General features: G+C 44.5%; 20 protein-coding genes and 1 pseudogene. 13 read left to right on the top strand and 8 right to left on the bottom strand.

The window, feature by feature from the left end:
* Positions 1-101: 101 nt before the first annotated feature.
* The 5 genes from arsB to AB4583_RS05505 form a co-directional block, all read right to left on the bottom strand.
* Entirely contained in the window at positions 102-1,157 is a 1,056-nt protein-coding gene (gene arsB, locus AB4583_RS05525; RefSeq protein WP_372116696.1) for an ACR3 family arsenite efflux transporter, read from the bottom strand.
* Positions 1,158-1,266: 109 nt separating this feature from the next.
* Positions 1,267-1,608: a helix-turn-helix transcriptional regulator gene (locus tag AB4583_RS05520; RefSeq protein ID WP_017064015.1), complete on the bottom strand. Its 342-nt coding sequence runs from the start codon at positions 1,606-1,608 to the stop codon at positions 1,267-1,269.
* Positions 1,609-1,800: 192 nt separating this feature from the next.
* Entirely contained in the window at positions 1,801-2,208 is a 408-nt protein-coding gene (locus AB4583_RS05515; RefSeq protein ID WP_029235181.1) for a glycine zipper family protein, read from the bottom strand.
* Between the two features lie 31 nt (positions 2,209-2,239).
* Entirely contained in the window at positions 2,240-2,902 is a 663-nt protein-coding gene (locus tag AB4583_RS05510) for an START domain-containing protein (RefSeq protein WP_017072305.1), read from the bottom strand.
* Positions 2,899-4,062: a glycosyltransferase family 2 protein gene (locus AB4583_RS05505; RefSeq protein ID WP_017064013.1), complete on the bottom strand. Its 1,164-nt coding sequence runs from the start codon at positions 4,060-4,062 to the stop codon at positions 2,899-2,901. The genes AB4583_RS05510 and AB4583_RS05505 overlap by 4 nt, the downstream gene beginning before the upstream one ends.
* Positions 4,063-4,324: 262 nt before the next feature.
* Here AB4583_RS05505 and AB4583_RS05500 point away from each other — a divergent pair, with 262 nt between their 5' ends.
* The 3 genes from AB4583_RS05500 (at position 4,325) to AB4583_RS05490 (ending at position 7,193) form a co-directional block, all read left to right on the top strand.
* The gene (locus tag AB4583_RS05500) at positions 4,325-5,122 is read left to right on the top strand and encodes a Cof-type HAD-IIB family hydrolase (protein WP_017069716.1); all 798 of its coding nucleotides are present in this window, start codon (positions 4,325-4,327) and stop codon (positions 5,120-5,122) included.
* A 180-nt stretch (positions 5,123-5,302) separates the two neighbouring features.
* Complete coding sequence (locus tag AB4583_RS05495) at positions 5,303-5,950, top strand: DsbA family oxidoreductase (protein ID WP_017060931.1); 648 nt, start codon at positions 5,303-5,305, stop codon at positions 5,948-5,950.
* 34 nt (positions 5,951-5,984) lie between these two features.
* On the top strand, positions 5,985-7,193 hold the full coding sequence (locus AB4583_RS05490) for a winged helix-turn-helix domain-containing protein (protein ID WP_372116694.1): 1,209 nt from the start codon (positions 5,985-5,987) through the stop codon (positions 7,191-7,193).
* A gap of 28 nt (positions 7,194-7,221) precedes the next feature.
* Here the strand turns inward: AB4583_RS05490 and AB4583_RS05485 are convergent, their stop codons facing one another.
* On the bottom strand, positions 7,222-8,160 hold the full coding sequence (locus AB4583_RS05485) for a LysR substrate-binding domain-containing protein (protein ID WP_372116693.1): 939 nt from the start codon (positions 8,158-8,160) through the stop codon (positions 7,222-7,224).
* 106 nt (positions 8,161-8,266) lie between these two features.
* On the opposite strand from AB4583_RS05485, the gene AB4583_RS05480 reads away from it, so the two are divergent.
* From AB4583_RS05480 to AB4583_RS05465, 4 genes are all read left to right on the top strand, one after another.
* The gene (locus AB4583_RS05480) at positions 8,267-8,590 is read left to right on the top strand and encodes a putative quinol monooxygenase (protein ID WP_229648088.1); all 324 of its coding nucleotides are present in this window, start codon (positions 8,267-8,269) and stop codon (positions 8,588-8,590) included.
* 3 nt (positions 8,591-8,593) lie between these two features.
* On the top strand, positions 8,594-9,568 hold the full coding sequence (locus tag AB4583_RS05475) for a Gfo/Idh/MocA family protein (protein WP_372116691.1): 975 nt from the start codon (positions 8,594-8,596) through the stop codon (positions 9,566-9,568).
* Positions 9,569-9,767: 199 nt separating this feature from the next.
* Positions 9,768-10,106 carry a hypothetical protein gene (locus AB4583_RS05470; protein ID WP_017060926.1) on the top strand — a complete coding sequence of 113 codons (339 nt, stop codon included), beginning with the start codon at positions 9,768-9,770 and terminating at the stop codon, positions 10,104-10,106.
* 431 nt (positions 10,107-10,537) lie between these two features.
* Positions 10,538-12,769 carry a hypothetical protein gene (locus tag AB4583_RS05465; RefSeq protein WP_372116689.1) on the top strand — a complete coding sequence of 744 codons (2,232 nt, stop codon included), beginning with the start codon at positions 10,538-10,540 and terminating at the stop codon, positions 12,767-12,769.
* A gap of 43 nt (positions 12,770-12,812) precedes the next feature.
* Here the strand turns inward: AB4583_RS05465 and AB4583_RS05460 are convergent, their stop codons facing one another.
* Both AB4583_RS05460 and AB4583_RS05455 read right to left on the bottom strand, forming a co-directional pair.
* Complete coding sequence (locus AB4583_RS05460) at positions 12,813-13,274, bottom strand: hypothetical protein (RefSeq protein WP_017069722.1); 462 nt, start codon at positions 13,272-13,274, stop codon at positions 12,813-12,815.
* A gap of 180 nt (positions 13,275-13,454) precedes the next feature.
* Positions 13,455-14,213: a DeoR/GlpR family DNA-binding transcription regulator gene (locus AB4583_RS05455; protein WP_017072299.1), complete on the bottom strand. Its 759-nt coding sequence runs from the start codon at positions 14,211-14,213 to the stop codon at positions 13,455-13,457.
* Positions 14,214-14,493: 280 nt separating this feature from the next.
* Here AB4583_RS05455 and ltnD point away from each other — a divergent pair, with 280 nt between their 5' ends.
* The 6 genes and pseudogenes from ltnD (at position 14,494) to AB4583_RS05425 (ending at position 20,741) form a co-directional block, all read left to right on the top strand.
* Positions 14,494-15,408, top strand: a complete 915-nt coding sequence (gene ltnD / locus AB4583_RS05450) for an L-threonate dehydrogenase (RefSeq protein ID WP_010431740.1) — start codon at positions 14,494-14,496, stop codon at positions 15,406-15,408.
* Positions 15,409-15,410: 2 nt separating this feature from the next.
* Positions 15,411-16,667, top strand: a complete 1,257-nt coding sequence (gene otnK / locus AB4583_RS05445; RefSeq protein ID WP_016767372.1) for a 3-oxo-tetronate kinase — start codon at positions 15,411-15,413, stop codon at positions 16,665-16,667.
* Positions 16,668-16,678: 11 nt separating this feature from the next.
* Positions 16,679-17,326, top strand: a complete 648-nt coding sequence (locus AB4583_RS05440; protein WP_372116686.1) for an aldolase — start codon at positions 16,679-16,681, stop codon at positions 17,324-17,326.
* Positions 17,326-18,102 (top strand): 2-oxo-tetronate isomerase, encoded by a 777-nt coding sequence (otnI, locus tag AB4583_RS05435; RefSeq protein ID WP_372051636.1) that lies wholly within the window; start codon positions 17,326-17,328, stop codon positions 18,100-18,102. The genes AB4583_RS05440 and otnI overlap by 1 nt, the downstream gene beginning before the upstream one ends.
* A gap of 178 nt (positions 18,103-18,280) precedes the next feature.
* Positions 18,281-19,735 carry a GntP family permease gene (locus tag AB4583_RS05430; protein WP_372116683.1) on the top strand — a complete coding sequence of 485 codons (1,455 nt, stop codon included), beginning with the start codon at positions 18,281-18,283 and terminating at the stop codon, positions 19,733-19,735.
* 113 nt (positions 19,736-19,848) lie between these two features.
* Positions 19,849-20,741, top strand: a pseudogene (locus AB4583_RS05425) (glycerate kinase).
* Positions 20,742-20,923: the final 182 nt, after the last annotated feature.

Raw genomic sequence — 20,923 nt, 5'->3', positions numbered from 1 at the left:
CAAACTGAATAAAGAAAAGGCTCACCGTTTAACGTGTGAGCCTTTCTGTTCAAAGTGATGCTGCTTTTTGTTAGTTCTAGTTCTAGGTGTAGACGTAGATGCTATACGCTAGGTTTAACCGTCTGACCGTTGTAGTACTTGTCTTTCATCTTAAGCGCCACGTTCACAAGGTAAATCAGCACAGGGACTTCAATCAGTGGACCGATAACGCCTGCAAACGCTTGGTCTGAGTTGATACCGAATACTGAGATAGCCACGGCAATCGCTAGCTCGAAGTTGTTACCTGTTGCTGTAAATGCAATTGATGCGTTCTTGTCGTACTCGATGCCCATCTTTTTACCGATGAAGAAACTGATGAAGAACATCGCAGTGAAGTAGATAGTCAGTGGAACCGCAATTAATAGAACGTCCGTTGGCAGTTCAACAATCATTTCACCTTTCAGGCTGAACATCAGAACGATAGTCGCCAGTAGTGCAATCAGTGTGATTGGAGAGATGCGTGGAATAAATACGTCGTTGTACCACTGCTCGCCTTTCATCGACACAAGGATCTTACGGCTTAGGAAGCCCGCTAGGAATGGGATACCTAGGTAGATAAGTACACTGTGTGCAATGTCGATCATCGAGATATCAACCAACATGCCTTCGTAACCAAATACTGGTGGAAGAACGCTGATGAACAACCACGCCATAAAGCTGTAGCTCACCACTTGGAATGCACTGTTTAGAGCAACCAATGCCGCGCCGTACTCTTTGTTACCGCCGCCGATGTCGTTCCAAACCAGAACCATCGCCACACAACGAGCAAGACCAATCAGAATCACCCCAACCATGTAACCTGGGTGGTCTCCCAAGAAAGTTAGTGCCAATACAAACATCAGAATTGGACCAACGATCCAGTTCATGATCAAAGAGAGCTTAATGGCTTTCTTATCTTTTACCACGGTGCCTAGCAGGTTGTAGTTAACCTTAGCCAGAGGTGGGTACATCATTAAGATAAGTCCAATCGCAAGCGGAATGTTAGTGGTGCCAACAGACATTGAATCGTTCCACTGTTCGATCTGTGGGAATAGGGTGCCGAGTAGTACACCAAGGCCCATGGCAATAAAAATCCACAGTGTTAAGTAGCGATCTAGAAAACCTAACTTTGGTTTCATGGTAATCTCTCTTTGTTGATATCGTAAATCGTCGAAAAACGATTGGTTGTGGCAAAAAAACACGCTTAAAAGTAAAGGCTATCAAAGCCGATCATTCAAGCGTGAACTTCTATTTTAAAATGCTGTTAAATATCGATTCGAAGCGTTGAATATTGTCGCGGTCGATGCGGTAACACATCTTCGGCGGAATCGACTCAGCCGTAATAAAACCTGAGGCTTTCAATATTCTTAAGTGCTCTGATACCGTTGATTGAGCTAAACCCAATTCACTCACCAGATCACTGTTCAAGCAGCCGCCCGATTTTTCTAACGTGGAAAGGATACTCAATATACGTATTCTTGCTGGGTGAGCGAGTGCTTTCGCCAGTGCGGCCATTTGCTTTTCTGCTTTAGCATCACCGTGTTCGATGGGCAGAGAACAGCCACCAGATGTCGAGCAAGTTGAGTTCATATTGACGTTTCACTTTCATTAATCGTTAAAAGACGATTAATGATAAGCCTATTTTAAATAGGGGTCAATGCTCACTGTCTATTTGAACGAACTTTAAGGTGGCGATTCAGGGACTATGGTTGAACTCTGCTTTGACTCAGCTACGCAAAATGGCGTGAACATCGATTAAACGCCATTTTGCTCGGTTATCCGCTAGTTAAGAACGGTATAGCCTCGGTTGATCATACAGTTACGATTCACTTGAAACTTCTGCTGCTCAGATAGCTCGGCGGATTGTCTTTTTTGAGCACCGTGCTTTAAAGCGCCGCTGATAATACCGATGCCAGCACCAATTTTTGCACCATCATGACCACTCCCGCCAGAGACGGCTCCACCAACCGCACCCAGCGCTGCACCCTTAGCGGTTGAACCGACAATATCGCTGCCAAGAGAATCGACCTCTTCAGGCTTCACTTGTTGAGCGTATTGCTCACATTCATACAGATCGGCGTGATACTGTGTTTCATCAACACCTTTAGTATCGACAATAATTTGATTAGCAAATACTGAACTTGATGCTACAAGCAATATCGCTGCGATTGGAGAGAATGGAAATTTCACAATATAGACCTCTAGAGTATTCATTGCATTGTTAAAGTGACGTGTAGTTCTCGATGAAATCAAGGCGACGATCGGTGTACTCACCAGAATCCAACATCTTAGATAACCCGCGAAGCGTGTTGTAAGGCTGAGAAACGGCCACCATGTTAATGAGCCAATACGGAATATCGCCACCTGGATCACTCAATACTCGATAAGAGATATGGGTGGTGTTTTCGTCGATTGGTGTCAGGATCCAACTCGCCTCTAATTCAGCCACTCTGATGATTTTTTTATTATTGTTTGGCAGGTAATCAGGCCTACCATGCTGATCAATGGTGACAACCATCGTCTTTGGATCTTGAGTGATGACGTTCTCTACGATAGCTTCACGATCGGCAACTGGCCAAGGTGCCTTGGTATAGGTTTTGGTGATCGTGTGCGCCGCACTAAAATGCTCTATTTCTTCCATGTCATCGATGTTTTCTACCCATTGCGTGCCAACAGAGGTATCGATAAAGAGTGCGATAATAGAAGTGAGGGACGCGTTGATGTCGCCTTCTGCTCGAAATTCTTTAAAGTGACTGCCTTCAATTTTACGGTTATAAACCTCGATGCCTTTTTTATCGCGTGCCAGTGACCAGCCATCGGTGTCTGATGCAAACACCGAAACTGAACAAGCAAGAAGAAGCAAAGTAATAATCTTATTCATCATGTTAATGAGCGCCCTTTCCAGCTGATTTTATTGGTTTTAGATAAGCGGTAACTGTTCAGCACGAGTAGGCTTTGAACACAAATACCGAAGGGTACGGTTAACGCAAATTTTGCGGGAACAAACAGTTCCTTAACCAAAATGAAGTAGGTGACGATCGACACCAAGAGCATCACAGAGCTGACAATGAGCGAATAAGCATGAATGGCAGACATGTCACTGATGAAGGCGTTCGCCGATACCAGCATCAAAAGCGGTCCCGCCCATGCGATGATGTTGGCTTTGATGAAGACTTTTAAAGCTTGTGCTTGCGATTGACAATTTACAATAAGATTCATGTTTTTGGAAAAGCCAGCCCAGATTGAGTTGAAGTCTGAATACATGTGCGTACTCATTAGTTTGTCTGCAAATGCCCAGAAAATCTTAAATCCATTGACCTTCATGACTTTTGCAAAGGCGATGTCTTCCGATATCGCGTTTGCTACTGCGGCGTGTCCACCGACTGCGTCGTAGGATTTTCGGGTAAACAACATCGCCTGACCGTTAGCAATCGCTTCTTCCTTAGTCATGTCGTTCGAGTTTTTAAAGTTCATATAAGATGCGATCGATAGAAAGATGCCCGGCAAGGTCGCTTTTTCTGCCACAGACGCAAAAGTTTGTTTTGGATTAAACGATAAGAGATCAGTTTTTTGTTGGATAGCAAAGTCGATAACGCTCTGTAGCATCGCGGGTGCTGAATCGGTATCTGCATCAATGAAATACACATATTCACCGCTCGCGTTGAGTGCGCCAGCCATACATGCATTGCTCTTACCAAGCCATCCGGTCGGTAACGTTCTACCTGAAATACAGCGCGCGTTAACGTCGAACTTACTGATCAATGCTTCTACTTTTGCACGGGTTGAGTCAGTAGAAAAGTCATCAACAACAATGACTTCAAACTTGTCTTTTGGGTAGCTCTGCTTCAATAGAGAGCCAAGGCTGATTTCAATATTGTCTTCTTCATTTCGCGCAGGAATAATGACGGAAACAGTCGGCCACTCAGTTCTTTTGAACGATATTTTAGGTTCAATGTGAATACGATGGCGCTCTAAGTTCGCAAGTGTGATTAGAAACTTGACGGTAACGATGCAAAGCAAGGTCGTAATAATAGCTAAAATCATAATGACTGTGGTCGGAATAAAGTGATGGAGAGACGGGAAAGAATATAGTGGAGTGTGATCTAACGCACATCTTGTATGTAGGACTTAACCCTTCAAACTGGAATGCGCTTCTGTTAGCGTTTGCCTTGGAAAGATGTGAAACAGTGACTGACAGGCGGTAAAATAAGCATTGTATTCACCAGCGACTCTAGCGATATAATCGAACCCAGAACCGTTACTCAAGATAACGAATGATCATAATCCAATAATAGGTACGCCCGACATGCCCCAACAAAACATCAAATTTATCGCGACTGATATGGATGGCACCTTACTCGATGAGCATGGAAAGCTCGACCCTGAGTTTTTCAATCTTTATGAGCGCTTAGAAGCGCAAGATATTATTTTTGCTGCCGCGTCTGGCCGCCAGTATTACAGCTTGCTAGAAACATTTTCCCCGCTTAAAGATCGCATGATGTTTATTGCTGAAAACGGCACATTAGTGATGCACAAAGGCCAAGAACTTTACAGCTGCTTGCTTGATACCGATGCCATTAAAGAGATCATTAAAGAAGCTCGAGCTATTGAAGGCGCGCATGTGGTGCTATGCGGTAAGAAATCGGCATACATCGAAACCAAAGATGAGCGTGCTCTGGCGGAGATCTCTAAGTACTATCATCGCCGTGAGCAAGTAGAAGACTTACTGGCGGTAGAAGACGATTTCATCAAGGTGGCTATCTGTCACTTCGACGGTTCACAAGAGAAAGTGAACCCAACTATTGATGCCAAATTCGGTGAGAACTACCAAGTGGTTGTAAGCGCAAAAATTTGGTTAGATGTGATGAACGCTGAAGCGTCAAAAGGTGCGGCGATTAAACATCTACAGAACACATTAGGTTTCACTTACGAGCAGACCATGAGCTTTGGTGATTACCTAAATGACTTGGAAATGCTTAAAGAGAGCTACCACTCTTACGCGATGGAAAACGCGCATCCAAAGTTAAAAGAGATCGCGCGTTTTGGCGCGCCAAGTAACGTTGACGCGGGTGTGTTCCAAGTACTTGAGAAGTTGCTAGCGTAACGCTCTTAAGCTAGATTCGATTTTTATCAAAGCCAACTCGTGAAAATGAGTTGGCTTTTTTGTTGGCTGCTGTTGTATTGAGTTAAATTTGAACGAGTGTTCAGCTTGTTGTAGTCTAACCAGAAAGATGGGTATTCACTTTGAATTGGATACGCCTTAGTAACGATATTTGGAATGATTATGAGCAAGAAACTTCAACTTGATATTATTTCTGACGTAATGTGCCCGTGGTGCGTAGTCGGTTACAAAAACTTAGAGCTAGCCGTTGCGGAACTTGGTTTAGAAGACCAGATTGAACTTGAATGGCAGCCGTTTGAGCTTAACCCTGACATGCCGCAAGAGGGCGAAAACCTGCGTGCCCATATCATGAGAAAATACGGTTCTAGCGCAGAAGAGAGCCAACGTTCACGAGAACAGCTTTCGGCTCGCGGCCAAGCGGTTGGTTTCGATTTCAATTTCTATGACAGTATGAGAATGGTCAATTCACGTCATCTACATGTACTTCTCGATTTTGCACTAGCGCACGGCAAACAGACTGAGTTAAAGCTACGCTTCTTTGCTGCTCACTTCACAGAGCAAAAAGACCTGTCCGATCTTGAAGTCATTGCACAAGAGCTTGAAGCGGTTGGCTTAGACTCAACGAAGGCACTGAAGCGCCTAAAGAACACCGACAACTTGAAGCAAATTGAAGCGCAAGAGTTTGAATGGCAACGCATGGGGATCTCTGCGGTTCCTACTGTGGTGTTCAACCGTAAGAGTGCAGTAACGGGCGCGCAGACGGTAGAAACCTACAAGCAGATTCTTCAAGAGCTTATTGCTGAATCATAAACGGATCATTGCTATCAATTAGAGTCTGAATTTCATGGAATCACTGTCACTCGCTCAAGCGCAAAAACTGGTATTGCTTTCGCAAAAGCTGCCGCCTAAGAAGTTGCCACCTAAAAAGCAACGCAATGGGGGCGCTTTGGCGAACACGTTGTCTGCGATTGAAAACCTTGGCTATGTGCAAATTGATACCATCTCTGTGATTCAGCGAGCTCACCACCACACGCTTTGGAATCGCAATCAAGATTACCAACTGAACCATCTTGATAAGCTGTTAGAGCGTCGAGAAGTATTTGAGTATTGGTCGCATGCCGCCGCGTATTTACCCATGCGTGACTTCCGATTCAGCCTACACCGCAAGAATGGCTTTGCGAGCGGTAAGCTCAAGCATTGGTATAAAAAGAATGACGCACTGATGGCTCATGTTCTCAAACGTATTGAGAATGAAGGGCCGTTGATGGCGAAAGATTTTGAAGGGGATAGGCCAAACCCCGGCGGTTGGGGCGGTAAACCGGCCAAGCAAGCATTAGAAACATTGTTCATGCAAGGCGACTTAATGGTGCCAAGCCGAGTTAACTTTCATAAGGTGTATGACCTAACCGAGCGAGTTTTACCGAGCGGAATTGATTCCTCTGAGCCGACAGAACAAGAGTACATCGAGCATCTGATAACACGTTATTTAGAGGCTAACGGAGTTGGAATAGCGTCGGAAATGAGCTACCTACTCAAGAACACAAAGCCTTTGATTCAGAGAGCACTCCAACAGATGCTTGAAGATAAGCAGGTTCTGAAAGTAGATATTCAAGGCTCTGATTACTATGTCCTGCCAGGTGCTTTTGAACTGCTGAATCAACCTCTTTCCAGAACCAAGCTTAAGATACTGTCTCCGTTTGATAACCTGCTGATTCAACGAAAGCGAATGCAATCATTGTTCAACTTTGATTACCTCCTAGAATGCTATGTTCCAGAGGCCAAGCGTCAGTTTGGTTATTTTAGCTTACCGATTCTGTGGCAAGGTGAGCTGGTGGCACGAATGGATTGCAAGGTCGACAGGAAGAGTGGTTTGCTCAATATCCGTAACTTGGTTGTGGAAGAGCGAATTAAAAACCATGAGTTGTTGGTTCATGCTTTATGCGATGAACTAAAACACTTCATGGTGTTCAACCAATGTGATGAGATGATCGTCCATAACACCACGCCCTCTGATCTTGGCAAGCGCTTGATGAGCCAATGGCAAACAGTCTAGCGGTCTTTGTTGTTTAGAAAGCGCTTAGTTACTCAGCAAACGCAGCTAACAAGAACTCGACAAAGGTTCTGTTCTTCAACGACAGTTGCTTGGTTTTGTAGAGCAAGTGAATCGGCTTTGGTAACGGCGCCATGCCGGGTAGGATTTCCAACAGCGCTCCACGATCAATCTCTTCTGCGACTAAGATAGTCGGTTGCAACAACACGCCCACACCCTGCAGGGCGGTATACCGCAACACATCCCCATTATTCGACACCAAACGCACTTGCCCTTTATTCACTGCGCTATCCGTTGCTTGGTGTTTCTGAGAGGCTAGGATTTGTGATTCACTGCTTTGCGCACTCCGCGTTTGTGCATCTCGACCACTCACATCACGACGACTGCTATAACTGAATCCAAGCGATGGGTGTTGTGCCAAGTCTTCTAATACTCTGATCTGAGCATGTTGGTTAAGGTATTCGGGCGCCGCGCAATAACACATCTCATAATCCCCTAAATACCTTGCGACCAAGCTTGAATCGGACAGGTCGCCAATTCGCACAATCAGGTCAATGTCGGATGAATAAGGGTCGACAAGGTCATTATTCAACATCAGCTCAACGTTGATGGTTGGGTGATGTGCGAGAAATTTGGCCACGATAGGGGCGAGCACCTTGTTTCCATAGGTAACTGGGCAGTTAATTTTTACCGTGCCTTGCGGTTGATTTTCTAAGGTTTGAATCAGGTTCTCTGCATTGCTGATGTCTTCGAGAATTCGCTTACACTCACGATAGTAAAGCTGTCCTGAATCGGTTAACGATTGCTTACGCGTGGTGCGGTGGATCAGCTGAGACTTCAAACTGGCTTCTAAGGAATGGACATGTTTGCTTATCATGGTCGCCGACAGGTTGAAGTGGTTTGCGGCGCTGCGAAAGCTACCTTGTTCCACCACATAGACGAAGACTTTCATGCTGGTTAACTTATCCATTGAACACTCTTGGTTGATAAACAATAAACAAAAGGTGAGTTTATCAATTATTAGGGGGTAATTATATTAATGGCAAACCGATAATTAACTAAAATAAGAGCGTGCAATGCCTCAAACGAATGAAACTATCTTTGTTACTGCCGAACTTAAGATCAAAACCAACATAGAACGAGCAGCTGCGCTCGAAGCTATCGAACAGTTTTGTTTAGACATGCAAAGCGAACCGGGCTGCCTACAAGCAATTGCAACCTATGATCAAAGCCAAAGCGATCGTGTGATCTTGCTTGAGCAATACGTAAACCGCGAGGCGATCAATCAGCACTTTGTGATGCCTCATACCCAAGCGTTTATTGAGCGTGATATTACCGAGTTGGTTCAAGCATTCGAAACGCAACGTGGGCCTATCAAAGCACAAGAGCAGGAGATCTAAGACATGAAATGGGGAATCCTAGGAACCAGCTTTATCTCAGGCGTAATGGCGGATGCGATTAAAGGCGATGCTCAAAGTGAGCTGTATGCTGTTGCTGGACGCACAGAGAAAACACTCAATGAGTTTGCTGCCCAATACCAGCCAACACGAACCTTCAACAACTATGAAGCCTTGATTGAAGATGAGTCGGTCGACATTATCTACATTGCTCTACCAAACCACGTTCATCATGAGTATGTGATTAAAGCGGCTCAAAAAGGCAAAGCGATCTTGTGTGAGAAGTCTTTGTCGGTAGATATGGAAAAAACCGAGCAAGCTTTACTAGCCGTGAAAGAAGCGGGCGTATTCTTTGCTGAAGGTTTGATGTATTTAAACCATCCACTTATCACCAAGTTTCATCAAGAACTGGCAACTGGTGAGATTGGCGAAGTGCGTTCAATTCAAGGTTCCTACGTTGCGGCGATTGATCAGTTCGTGAATCCTGCGAGCAAAGGCGCGCTATACAACCTTGGCTGTTACCCAATGTCGCTGATTCACTCTGTTGCGCAGCAGCAATTTGGTGAGAGCGTGTTCGATGACGTGCAGATCTCAGCAATCGGTCGACGAGGCGAAGATGGCAATATCTGTGAATCGTCGGCGATGATGCATTTCAACGACCGTTTTACCGCACAAATCCACACTGCTGAAGACCACGGTTTAAAGCATGGTTTTACGATTTTAGGCAGTAAAGGCTGTATCATTCTCGACACCAACCCATGGTTACCGACCGAAGACAACACATTCACGGTTGAGATCTACGAAACATCGACACGTGAAGTAAAAGTCGAAGCGCAAGGTGATGGTTTCCATTATCAAGTGCGCAATATCCGCCAAGCGGTTGAGCAAGGTGATACACAACTTGCTGCGCCAATGGCAACCCTCCAAGACTCTCGCGTAATCATGAAGTTATTAACTGATTGGGAACAAGCGGCGAGCTAATGTTTTAGTAAATTCTATACTCGTCTCATGTTTGATCGCCTCGTAAGCTATCAAACATGAGGCGTTTCCTCTATATCTTCCAGTCGACTCTCCCCAATAAATACTTTGCATTTGAAACCGCCACAGTGTCCAATATCAGGTAGTACAAAACTGACCAAAAAACCTTATTTTTTAAGGTGTTAAATAGGACCTTTGCCGCATGCGTAAATCAGATAAGAAAATCGAGAATCAAATCAGAGACGTGTTAACTGACGTTTGTGAAGACACGCTGAAAGGCTTCGATGGTTTTTTATGGGTGACTCACTCGGTCAACTTCTCATCTTTTCCGCAAAGTTTGAAAATTGTCTGTGTATTCGATACCAATCAGGATAGAACGAACTTCTTAAGTGGCGAAGGTCAACAGAGTGTCTCAGGGGCTATTCAACAAGCGTTCAATCAAGTTGGAATTCAACTGAAGAATATCGATAAGCATGTTAGCTACGATACGCAAGAAAATTGCGATCGCGACCATCAAGGGAAGTGGAACAAGAGGCTTTAAGGAGCGTTGTCATCGTTCTTGTTTAGACAGCCTATCCAAATTGAGTTTCAATAGTGTGGCACTCAAACTGAGATTCGATACAGCAAATCCAAGTCCTATTCTGAGTTCTAGGCTCTGATAACTTCTCATCTTCCAAACCGTATTATTCTCATTTTGAGAAAATCTGAGCTGATTTCTCGTTAGCCGGAGATACTTGGTTTCCAAATAAAATTAAAATCACAAAAACTTATATTTTCCTTAATGCATTGATTTTGAATCGGCATTTGCTCGTTTTACTTGCCACCGATGAAACAAGACAGACGAGCACTTGAACAATAGAGCCATGTAGTCGATACTTTTTTCGTATTTTGATTCCTAAATTGACACGTAAGTTGGCTGACTTTTCGTTTTGTGATTTAAGGCATGACAGTATCGATTAGGAAATTTGAATCATGAAAACCTACATTTCTGGGCTGCTCGCACTCATACCGTCATGTTTAATCGCTGGTTACGCTTTTGCTGTTGGTACAGCGGTTGTGCTGCCAGGGCAACATGAAGTTGGTGTTGATCTTTTGGGCTCCCCACTATCTACGAATGCCGTCATTGATTGGGAAATTTCCAACAGTGATATTGTGTTCGGAGCTTATGCCGACAAAGCCGACAATGAGCGGGCCACGACAATTGGTTATATGTACAACCAAGTCATGGCGATGAACTCGGGTTGGTTGGAGAACGATCTCCGTAACCAAGCTGAGTTAGAAGGCCTCAATTTCGAAGACTATTTCCTGCACTTTTCTGAAGATACTGTCATTGCCGAAGTTGATAAAACTCATGGCGAAAAGACCCTTTTAAACCGAAAACCTATGATTTTGGGTTATACAGCCAGTGAAGACCATGCTGGTTTTTGGTTGTATCAAGAGCCTCCGTGGGATGCCGATGTGTTTGAGAATTTCGAACAGGGTGGGGCTTTGTATGTCTATCATGCTGAACAGTTCGAACGGCTGACCTTTAAGTTCTCACAGTTTGCTGGCAGCGGTGAATTTTGGATTGAATACCCAACTGCTATTGATTCTCAGGGTAGGGTTTCACAATGGGAAAGGCTTGATGTAAAGAAAGACAAAACGCTCAATATGACCAAAAACCAATCGGTGATCTGGAACCTTCCGGATAACTGGTTAAGAGCTACAACTCATGATGGGAGCGGTGCGAGTTATGGCGGCGGCCAGTATTTTGGTTCAACCTTTTTGAGAGATGGTGGGCGCTTATACGTTGTGAGAGTTCGTTGGCAAAGTGAGAATGCCGACGACAGGCCGCGTTTAAAAGAAGTAAAACTCAAAAACAGTTTTCCAACCGTCAAGTTAACCGATGCTCCGACTTCAACCCCGGACGGCAATGCTATCAGCCAATGGCGAAAAATCCGTGGTTTTGATGTGTCTGCAGACCTAGATGGTGATAACTACTTGTCGCCAAGCGAGTATCGAAATCGAACCAATAAGAACGCGACAGCACGTTTTCGTTGGGAATCAAGAGTGGTGCCATTTGGTCGAATGTGGAGCGCTAACTCATCTTGGTCGCTAACGAACGTCGCAAACGCGGATTATCTATCTGCTATTCATCGCTACTACAAGCAAAGCTGGGCAAGCCAAGGTTTGAATGGTGCGTACAACGACGACACAAATAAGCTTATTGGTTCGAATCAGTTCTATGTTCACTCTGGCGGGCATGTTCAAGAATTAGGAGCTGTTGTGGGTTCGAATCAAGCGGATGATCTCTACAAACAACAATTTTCAGAGTTTCTCAAAAATCTATCTGCTTTAGAAAGTGATGCGTCGATTGGGTTGAATATCGGAACTGCGAACTTGCTGGGTCGAAATGGACAGTCTCATCTTAGCGAGGCGGGCTCTCTGTATTTACGCGAGCACTACATTTTTCCGTCTACTGGGTTTAGTGGTTACTCGGGGATCTCAAAATTCTGGGATAATTCTGCGCTCGCCTACAATGGGCAAAGTGTTATTTTTCAGGCGACAACGCGTTATGGGCGAGTTCAGTATCTTGGAAATAGTGAAGAGAATTGGAAGCAAGACCAATACTCGACCCTAGCGATCTACCACCTCAATCGACACGCTCAACATAGCTACTTTAATCAGTGGAACAATGGTTACGTCTATGGAAGTGGCAATACGACGGCTGACACTTTCTGGCAAAGTGGTGTCCCTAAAAACATCGCCTACCAACCCAGTTCGTTATTGGCCGTTGACTTGGGAGAGCCGAGTCATCAAATCCCACATGGCTTTGCGCCGATTCCTTTGATGCTTTCGACAACGACACCTCAGCCTGCTGACTACACCATCGTTGGCGATTCCTCGATGAACGAAATGGTGCATGCTGATCTGCCCAATGGTATCACTCACGTTCTACCGACGTTCACGTACTTTATGTATCAATCTGAAAATCAGGTGGTTGCTGGTGGCCCTGAGGACATGGTGTTAGCGAGAGAGTTCAGCAATGGTCGTGTGTTGTATCGCACGGATTTCCACGGTAAGAATCCGAGCTTTTATGACGCGGCAAAACTCACCATCGCGCTGGATGTTCCAATGAAACCTGTTGATGCTAACGGTAACGTTGGTGACTATGTGAGTGAAATAGAAATTGGCGGTTATGAAGGGCTGTTCTTACTTTATTAGAACTAATGCGAGTGAGCACTCTCGAACCAGAGCAGACTAGAGCTTAGGTTCGGGATATGAGCTTATTCTTTTTACACTGCTTAAATTCTTTGGCGATCCACGATTGCTCGTTTAAACCATTGTCGATTAGAGCAAAAAGGTAGCCATCGACTTTGCCTGAAGCCGCAGGATATTCTTGAAAAGCGTGCTTAGGGTAGCCGGGGTAATCCATCTCGTATTGAGCGTCTAACTGCTTACCGAGTTGACGCCATTTTACGAATAACTCAGAAGAAGATGTCTCAACCTTATATTGCCCCAAAATGCGTTGGTGATGGGTTAACGCCACTTTAGCGCAGTGGTTGGTCTGTACGACTTTTTGTATCAATTCAACTTGTTCTTCACTCATGGTTTTCGCCAGTACATTCTCTTGTTCGATGCGCGCCATTCGTTCACCAAACGTTTCAGCATGGGTGGAAAACACAAAAGTAAGCGGTAAAGCCAATACCAAAAGACGCTTGTAGAACATAACCTAACTCTTTGAATGGATTCATGACTATTATGCCGTTGAGTAACAATATTATTAACGAATAAACACGCTTAATTGTAAGAATTATTTTTATCGAGTGGATAAATAGATGATTTTGGAGTTGTGGTATTCAGGCTCTGAATGTTTGGTTGGTGAGCCTGAAATTTGATGAGGGCTCCGTTACGAATTAATGACCTTGATGCCTTTGTCTTGAAGCTCATCAATCACACTACTCGAAAGATCAATGTCGGTGATCACGCCATCAAGCGCACTTAAATCTAAGGCGTGGAAAGTAGCGATACGTCCGTATTTGGTTGAGTCTGAAATCAGATAGTTTGAATGAGCTGCTTGAACAATGGCTTGTTTGACTAATACCTTATTTTCACAAGGTGTCGAGAGCCCTTTTAGATTCCAAGATGAAGAAGAGATAAACGCAATATCAATATTCATCCCTGCCAAGAACTCAGCTACTTTTCCCCCAATACTCGATTGATTTTCACGGTCAATCTTGCCACCAGTATGGTAAATCTCAGATTGTGTGCTGTTCATTAGGTATGCGGCAATCGCGAAGTCATTGGTGATGATAAGCAGATCATCTCGCCCTGCAAGTTGGTGAGCGATCTCCAAAGAGGTTGTTCCAGCGTCTAAGTAGATAGTCGAATACTCAGGAACCAATTGAGCAGCTAGTTGACCTATTTGAGCTTTTTCGCTTGCTTGCTGTTCTACCTTGATGTCGTGTGACAATTCGCTGTGAAGTGCTTTAGTCAGCTGAACGCCACCCGAAACTGAAATCACTTTCCCTGATGTCTCTAGCTTTACGATATCTCGACGAATAGTCATATGAGACACCTCTAAGTGCTCAACAAGCTCAGAAATACTGATCACTTCTTGGTGTGATAATAGTGACAAAATGGTTCTCTGACGTTCCGCTGGAATCATGATTCTTCTTCTATGTTCTTATTTTTCATCATCCTATCAATCTTTCTCTGTTTTGTGAATATCTGTGAATATCTGTTGTTAAATAGTAATTAGAACTGTGATAGTCGCCGAAATTACCATTATCAAATGCCTCGAAAGGGTTAAATTACTCATTAGTGTTAACTTTTGTTAAAAGTGTGACTTATCACTAAGTCGCATTCGATTGCTTCACATATAATCACAAACATAAACAAGAATTAACAAATTTAGAGTTTAACAATTACGTGAAAGGCATCTTGCTATGAATGAAGTTCAATCTGTTGGTGTTATCGGTTTAGGTTCTATGGGCATGGGCGCAGCGAAGTCATGTGTGCGAGCAGGGCTTGATGTATATGGTTTCGATTTGAATCCGCAAGCGCTTGAAACCTTGGGTGAATATGGTGCAAAAGTGGTCTCGACAAGTGCGGTTGAGTTTGCAGACAAACTTGATTCTGTTTTGATATTAGTTGTGAATGCTGCTCAAGTTAACACGGTACTGTTTAAGACTGGTCTTGCGGCGGCACTAAGACCTAATACACCGATTATGGTATCGGCGACGATTTCCGCGGAAGACGCAAAACAAATCGAAGCTCAGTTATCTGAGTACGGTCTTGTGATGCTTGATGCTCCCGTTTCAGGTGGTGCAGTAAAAGCAGAAGCCGGTGAAATGACCATTATGGCTTCAGGCGCAGTAAGTACATTTGAAGCTCTGGCTCCTGTACTCGATGCAACTGCAGCAAAAGTCTACAACATCGGCGAAGCGGTTGGACTTGGCGCGACTGTGAAGATTATTCACCAGTTACTTGCAGGTGTTCACATTGCTGCAGGCGCGGAAGCGATGGCATTAGCGGCACGCGCAAACATCCCTCTAGATCTTATGTACGACGTAGTGACCAATGCTGCGGGCAATTCTTGGATGTTTGAGAACCGTATGAAGCACGTAGTGGATGGCGACTACTCTCCAAAATCTATGGTCGATATCTTTGTTAAAGACCTCAATCTAGTATCCGATACGGCTCAGGATCTTAAATTCCCACTTCCGCTATCCAGTGCAGCACTGAATATGTTTGTGAGCGCAAGCAATGCTGGCTTTGGACAAGAAGATGACAGCGCCGTTATTAAGGTATTCCAAGGTATTGATCTACCGGGTGTGAATACACCAAAAGTGGAGAAGTAATCATGTTATTAGGCGTTATTGCAGACGACTTTACTGGTGCGACAGATATCGCGGGTTTCCTTGTTGAAAACGGTATGCGCACTATCCAATTAAATGGCATTCCTACTGGTGATTTTGAGGTTGCAGCGGATGCGGTCGTGATCAGCCTTAAATCACGTTCTTGCCCCGTTGATGAAGCTATTACCGACTCCGTTGCCGGGCTTAAATGGCTACAAGCACAAGGTTGCCAACAGTTTTACTTCAAATATTGCTCCACTTTCGACAGTACGGCTGAGGGCAATATTGGGCCTGTCACTGATGCGCTTTTAGCGGAACTTGGGGAATCATTTACGATGGTTTGCCCTGCATTGCCAGTAAATGGTCGTACGGTTTACAACGGTCACTTGTTTGTTTTTGGTGAGTTGCTCTGTGATTCAGGTATGCGTTATCACCCTGTTACACCAATGACGGATTCAAGTGTGGTTCGAATGATGGACGCACAGTCAGCAGGTGTTTCCGGTTTAGTTAACTTTCAAACGATTGAACAGGGCTCTGATGCTGTTACCGCTCGTCTTAACGAACTCAAAGCTCAAGGTAGTCGCTACGCCGTGGTAGACGCATTTAATGCAGAGCACTTGGTGACGTTAGGTCAAGCGGCTAAATCTCTGAAACTAATCACAGGTGGCTCAGGCCTAGCTGCTGGTATTGCTAAAAATTGGACGAAACATCTTGCTGACCAAAGTGATGCAAAACATGCAGGTAGCCCAGTCAAAGCACCAACGGTTGTATTCTCTGGTTCTTGTTCAGTGATGACTAACCAACAAGTTGCGCTATACAAACAGCTTGCTCCTCACTTTGCTATCGATGTGAAGGCTTGCTTAACCAATGATCAATACGCCAATGAAGTATTCGATTGGGTGATGACTCATATTCAAAGTGAATTTGCACCGTTGGTATACGCGACGGCTGAAGCAACGGCACTAAAAGCTATTCAAGAAGAGTATGGCGCGCATGCCTCTAGTTATGCGGTTGAACAGTTCTTTAGCCAGCTAGCGATTAAGTTGCAGCAGAACGGAGTGAAGAACTTCATTGTCGCTGGTGGTGAAACCTCTGGTGTAGTGACCCAAAGCTTGGCTGTGAAAGGTTTTCATATTGGCCCTCAAATCGCACCAGGTGTGCCTTGGGTGAGGTCGGTTGAAGGTGATCTTTCATTGGCACTTAAATCTGGCAACTTTGGTGATGAAAACTTCTTCGCTAAAGCTCAATCATTCTTTTCATAAGCGAGATTCAAATGAGTAAAGTTTTGATGAACGAGCAGCAGTTAAGAGAGCAAATAGTCACGCTCGCTCGTTCAATGTTCGAACGAGGTTACGCCACTGGTGGTGCAGGTAACCTGTCTATCAAATTACCTAATGGGCATTTTCTAGCAACACCAACAGGCTCTTCATTTGGTCGCCTTGTCGCTGAGGAATTGTCGGTTGTTGATATCGATGGCAACCACATCTCAGGTAAGAAGCCTTCTAAAGAAGCGGCATTCCACTTAGCGATTTATAGAAATAATGCAGAATGCAATGCGATTGTTCATTTGCATTCTACTTACCTTACCGCGTTGTCTTGCCTTGAAGGGTTGGATCGTAATAACGCGATTAAGGCTTTCACACCGTATTTCGTGATGCGAATTGGTGAGTTACCAGTGATTCCTTACCTACGTCCGGGTGACCCACAAATCGCTGAAGAGTTGGCAAAACGAGCAGGTGATTATCGAGCATTTTTGTTAGCAAACCACGGCCCAGTAGTAACAGGCACTGACTTTGTTGATGCCGTTGATAACGCTGAAGAGCTAGAAGAGACCGCCAAATTAGCATTCTTATTGAAAGGGAATGATATCCGTTACCTAACGGACGAAGAAGTGATGGATTTAAAAGGGAGAGGCAAATAATGGCTAAGTTCGCAGCAAACTTAACGATGTTATTCACAGAAGTACCATTTCTAGAGCGTTTTGAAAAAGCACACCAAGCCGGTTTCAAAGCTGTTGAATACCTATTCCCTTATGCATTTGAGGCCGAAGAGCTTGCAGCAAAAATGCAGAGATTTGGTTTTGAACAGGTGCTGTTCAACCTGCCTCCTGGTGATTGGGACGCAGGCGAACGTGGCTTTGCAGCGATTCCTGGCCGTGAAGATGAGTTTAAAGCCAGTGTTGATACCGCACTTATGTACGCCAAAGCGCTGAACTGCAAGAAAGTTCACGCGATGTCGGGTCTGCATGATGCGAAGTTCACGAGACAGCAACACGTTGAAACCTTTATCTCAAATATTCGTTTTGCCGCAGATAAGTTTGCTGAGCATAACATCGAATTGATGATTGAACCGCTAAATAGCCGTGATGTTCCGAACTATTTTGTGGCGCATCAACGTGAAGCTGTCGAACTGATTAAGTTGGTCGATAGACCAAATGTGAAACTTCAACTCGACCTTTATCACGCGCAAATCATGGATGGTGATTTAAGTACTTTGATTCGTGAAGTTGCTGCTTATACCGGTCATATCCAAATTGCTTCTGTACCAGAGAGGCATGAACCATCGGAAGGCGAACTGAACTACCCGCATTTATTTAGTGTTTTGGATGATTCAGGTTACCAAGGTTGGATTGGCTGTGAATATAACCCAAGAAGCACGACAGAAGAGGGGCTTAGCTGGGTAAAAAGTTATTTATAGCGCGGTGTGAATGGCGTTTATATGTAACGAATCATAAAAGTAAAAACTGATTTAGATAACACGGCTTACAGGTAAGCCAACACATAACGATAAAGTGCAATGGGTGACCCGGTATCACCCATATGCACCACCCTACAAATTTTCTAAAAATGAAGAAAGAGACAAAAGGAATATAAAAATGGATGGAGCACTGATAGGCATCGTAATTGGCATTTTAGCCATGATGGGCATGATCATTAAAACAAGAATCCCAGTGTCGCTTGCGATGATTATTGCAAGTATCATCATGGGGCTATTCGCTGGTATGGCACCAACAGAGCTGATCAACGCAATTAAAGCCGGCTTTGGTGGCGTGCTTGGTGGTATTGGTTTGATTATCGCGTTCGGCGTTATCATGGGCGCGTGTTTCGAGCGTTCTGGTGCGGCTGTTAGAATGGCAAAAACGTTTGTAAAGCTGTGTGGTAAAGGTCGTGAAGACTTAGCACTAGGTTTTACAGGTGTACTTGTCGCTATCCCAGTTTTCTGTGACTCTGCGTACATTATTTTACACTCTCTTGTTCGCGCAATTTCACGTGACACAGGTAAATCAGCGGTTGGCTTAGGTGTGACTCTGGCGCTTGGCCTACTGATCACTCATGCGCTTGTGCCACCAACACCGGGTCCAGTTGCTGTGGCTGGAATTCTGGGTGTAGATCTAGGTGAATACATGTTATGGGGTTTGATGGTTTCTATCCCTATGATGCTTCTTTCTATGATTTATATTCGCCGAGTAGGTAACGAGTACTACCGCGTACCAAACGGTGAGACATGGATTACTAACCAAGCTGATTGGGCAAACCTTGAGAAAGTAAAAGAAACAGATGACAGAGAGCTACCAAGTAACTTTTTATCATTCGGTCCAATTCTGCTGCCAATCGCATTCATCCTAATCAACACGCTTGTTGGTCAAGGTGACACTGCAATGCACAACGTTATTTCGTTGATTGGTAACCCAGTGGTTGCTGTTGGTATCGGTGTTCTTATGGCGCTATACGGTCTTACTCGTCATATTGAGCGCAAAGACATGGTTAGCTCTATGGATGATGCTCTGTCTACTACAGGTCTAATTCTTGTGGTAACTGGCTGTGGTGGCGCAATGGGTGCAGTACTTAAAGCATCAGGTGCTGGCCCTCAAGTAGCCGAAGCTATCGCGAGCAGCGGTATTCCACCTCTACTTGTACCACTAGCAATTGCTTCAATGCTTCGTCTAATCCAAGGTTCAGCAACGGCATCAATGATGGTTGCAGCAACGATGACGCTGCCATTGGTTGAAACGTTAGGTCTAGACCCAGTATTCGTAGCACTTGCATGTGCGGTAGGTCCGGTTGGCTTCTCTCATTTGAACGATTCATACTTCCACATCATTAACCGTACGTTAGGTATTACTGAACTTGCTGACCAAATTAAGATCTGGTCTGTGTCTTCAACTATCGCATGGGCGATTGGTGCAAGCATCATCATGATTCTAAACTTAGTGTTTGGTAAAGGCGGTACGTTGATCGACCCACTGATTCCAATTGCGGTTCTAGGTGCTGTATTCGTGTGGCTAAAAAGCAAAGAGAAATCACAAGTAAAGACAGCCGTTACTAACTAATACTACTTACCTTTATATACTGCCCCTATTAAGTGATTAGCTTGCTGATCTTCAATAGGGGCATTTTTGGATCGGGCACTCATCAAAATTACTAATCTTTTGGATCTCTCAGTATGAAAATTGTTATTGCACCAGACTCGTTTAAAGAATCTCTATCGGCTGTATCTGTGGCGGCGTGTATTGAAAAGGGCTTTCGTGAAATCTTCCCAGACGCTGAATACGTAACATTGCCTTTGGCTGATGGTGGTGAAGGGACTGTGGATGTATTGCTCCAAGGGCTTGTTGGTGAAAAGCGACATAGGCAAGTCGAAGGGCTGTTAGGGCAACAAGTTAATGCTGAATGGGCGATGCTTGAGTCATCCGATAGCAACCCGAACAAAACGGCACTGGTTGAAATTGCTGCTGCATCGGGTTTGGACTTGTTGAAACCAGAGCAGCGTGATCCATTGATTGCTTCTTCATTCGGAACGGGGCAATTGATTTTGGAGGCGCAAGCCCAGAACAAGTTGTGATGCTTGATAAGGCGCTTGAGAATTTTGCTCAAGTAGTTGAATCGCAAGGTTGTGTTCGTGGGGATGATCCCGTTCACAAGCGTACTGGTTATGGCGCGGCTGGTGGTGCTCCAATGGGGCTTGGTTTGTTGTTTAACATGCAGATTAAACCGGGTATTGAGATGGTGCTTGATGTTTTGCAAGCCGATGAAGTATTGAAAGGCGCAGATCTTGTGATTACCGGTGAAGGGCAAATGGACAATCAAACTCTGCAAGGAAAGACGCCTTATGGCATTGCCAAACGTGCGAGCTTACAAGGCATTCCGACCATAGGGATTGCAGGTTCTTTAGGTACAGAAGTCGAAGCCTTATATGGTGAAATGAACAGCTTGTTTGGTACAGTGCGCTCTCCTCAGTCACTCGAGCAAGTACTGCGAGAAGCTGAATTGAACCTAACCAGAACGGCGAGGAACATTGCCTCAACTCTGAGGTTAGGCCATGCCATTTTTAAATAAACCGAAGTTATACATAGGCTTATTCGCAGTGAAGTTCAATAGGTTTCATAGATAACAACGATAAATATAAACGATTATATTTTCTGCCAACTCAGGTCTATTCTTTATCCATATTGTTTTAGTGGTTTTTAAAGTATTGAATCCACTTAAATCTAAGATGTGGCAACGATGCGATATCTTTA

This window comes from Vibrio sp. 10N.222.49.C12 (assembly GCF_041475025.1).
In the GTDB taxonomy this organism is placed as follows: domain Bacteria; phylum Pseudomonadota; class Gammaproteobacteria; order Enterobacterales; family Vibrionaceae; genus Vibrio; species Vibrio crassostreae_C.
The sequence above is the reverse complement of the archived record's forward strand: the minus strand, read 5'-3'. Positions and strand labels throughout refer to the sequence as shown.